General features: G+C 61.4%; 1 protein-coding gene. It reads right to left on the reverse strand.

The window, feature by feature from the left end; translation table 11 throughout:
• A partial coding sequence (locus FHL16_RS34200; protein WP_177346271.1) for an Ig-like domain-containing protein occupies positions 1 to 2,370 on the reverse strand: 2,370 nt, incomplete at both ends.

Below are 2,370 nucleotides of genomic sequence, written 5' to 3' on the forward strand. Positions count from 1 at the left end.
GGTCAAAGGTGATGCCACCCTGGGCGACCGGGCCTTTGGAATCGGTGACCGAGTCAATGGCCGGTGTGACCGCCACCGCCACGGTCAAGGTTCGTGGCGCGGAGCTCTGACCCGAACCGTACAACGCCTTCGCGGTAAAGCTATGGGCCCCCGCACTCAACCCGGACACCAGCAAGGTCCAGACCCCCGTGCCCGAATCCGCCGTCGGCTGACCTTTGGAGACCGTACCGTCGAGCACATCGACTTTCTGGCCTTTGCTGGCCGTACCGGTCAGCGTGATGCTGGTATCAACCGTGCTCCCGCCTTCTGCGATCTCATCCCCATTGGAATCGGTCAAACGGGTGATCGCAGGCTTCACATCCTCCACAGCCTTGACCGTGTAGGTACGCACCTGAAACGGCAGCGCATTGTTTTCATCCTGACTGCCACTCAACCCCGCCTTGAACTCAACTTTCAGTTCGCTCCCGTCCTTCAGGTTTTTCAATTCATTGAATGGAATCGGATGCGTGTAAAAGCCCTGGGTAATCCAAGTTTCGTTGGTTTGCGAGAGAGGCGGCTGCCAAAATGTCTGGGCGTAGGGACTGTCGTCATTGTTGGTGCCTTGCACCCGCAACCAGACGAACTGTTTCAGCGCAATGAACGGCCAGGCGTTAACCTGGATCACCGCGTTGTCGGTCAGCTGGCTGACGTCGAATTCGGCCCCTTCACCGTTGTCCGCGGCCTGGAGGATCAATGGTTTGTCGAGCACGTTTTCCGGCAGTGGCAGCACCGATAACGTCAGGGTGTCCGAGGGCATGGGGCTGCTGCTGCCGCGAGTTACCTTGTAGTTCACCGTTACCGCTTTGCCGAGGCTGAAGGCGACCACCTTAGGCTCCAACGGTATCTCCTGCGGCCCGAGCGTGGTCACAGGCCACGGTGCGGTGGTATGCGAACCCTCGGGCAGCGTGCCGTCGGCACCGGTCCAGATTGCAGTGATCTGGTCGCCGACCAGCATTCCGTCGTAGTTGACGACGGCGGTCAGATGGGTCTGGGCATTCAACGGATCAAGGCGGGTGCCGCCGTCCGCTTCTTTCACGGCCGGGGGTAACAGTTGGCCAATCGCCTGGCCAACCCCAAATTCCAGCACATTCGAATAACTCGTCTCGTTCGTCGCCGCCCGCCAGATCCGGTAACTCACCGTCACCTTCTTGCCGCGGTTCGGCTCGATGTGTTCGGCGACAAACGTGGCGTTGAGGGTGAAATTCACATCCTTGTCTTTGGACAGCCCGTTGAGGGTGACGGAGTCTTCCGTGGTACCCGTGACTTCACCCGTCCAGGTGTAGGTCACGATGTCACCGGATTGGGTCGGTTTGACGGTCGGCCTTGGCGCGGTCAGTTTGCCGATGCCGCCGGGCAGGTCCCCGGGCTCCAGCGCTCCGTCCTGTTCACCGAGGACGATGGGTTTGACCAGTTCGAGTTGCGGCTCGCCCACCTGCAGCAGCGCCGCATGCAGCGATTCGCGGCGGATGACTTCACCGTTCGGGCCTTCGCGGAGCAGGTAGTACGACAGCTCCAGCGTGCCGCCTTCCAGGGTTTTCAGGTGCCTGCCGTCCACCGCGATGAAGAAATCTTGCTGGGCTTCGATCTCTTCCCAGGTTGGAAAATACCAATCCAGCTCAGGGGTGTAGCTGCCGGTATCCGGGCGGGTGCCGGCCCAGATGAGGTCGATGGCCATGCCCTGCTGCATGATCGGATCGAACGGAATCCGCACGCGAGGGTGAGGCAGGTCCGGATCAATCGCGCCGTTTTGTTCATCTTCGGCCTTGGGCGCGGCCAGGTGTTTCGGTTCGCCGATGAAGGTGACAAATTGCCCCTTGGACGGCAGGGGGTCGGTCACGCCCGGGCGCTCTACGCGATAGGAAAAAGTCACCTGGGTTTTGGCCAGTTGGCGCACGTCGGCGTTGGACAGTATGACTTTGTAAGTATGCGGCAGGTTGTCGACCGTCTGGGCCGGCGCGATGACTTCCACGGCCTCGTTGTCCACGGTGGTGCCGCGCATCTTCAGGATGATGCGGTCGTCCTGCTCGAACGCCGGCGCTTTGGCCCAGACCTCGCCCGTGATGTCATCTTCGCCCAGCGCATCGAGGTCGAGAACGTTGTTCACGGCCTCCTGGACGACCGGTGCGTCCAGAAAATCGACGCCGGTCATGACCACCAGCCGCGTGGCCTTGCACCAGTCTTGCGAATAATTGTGCACCACATCGCGCACGCGGAAGGTGACCGCCAGCCCGGAGATGTCGGTGTCGCCCGCGTCCAGGATGGTGGCTTCGTCGACGTGGATCACGATCGGGTGAGTGGCCGGGTCGCTGATCTGCTCGGCAGTCAGCGGCG

The organism is Pseudomonas sp. FSL W5-0299 (assembly GCF_005930655.1).
Classification (GTDB): domain Bacteria; phylum Pseudomonadota; class Gammaproteobacteria; order Pseudomonadales; family Pseudomonadaceae; genus Aquipseudomonas; species Aquipseudomonas mandelii.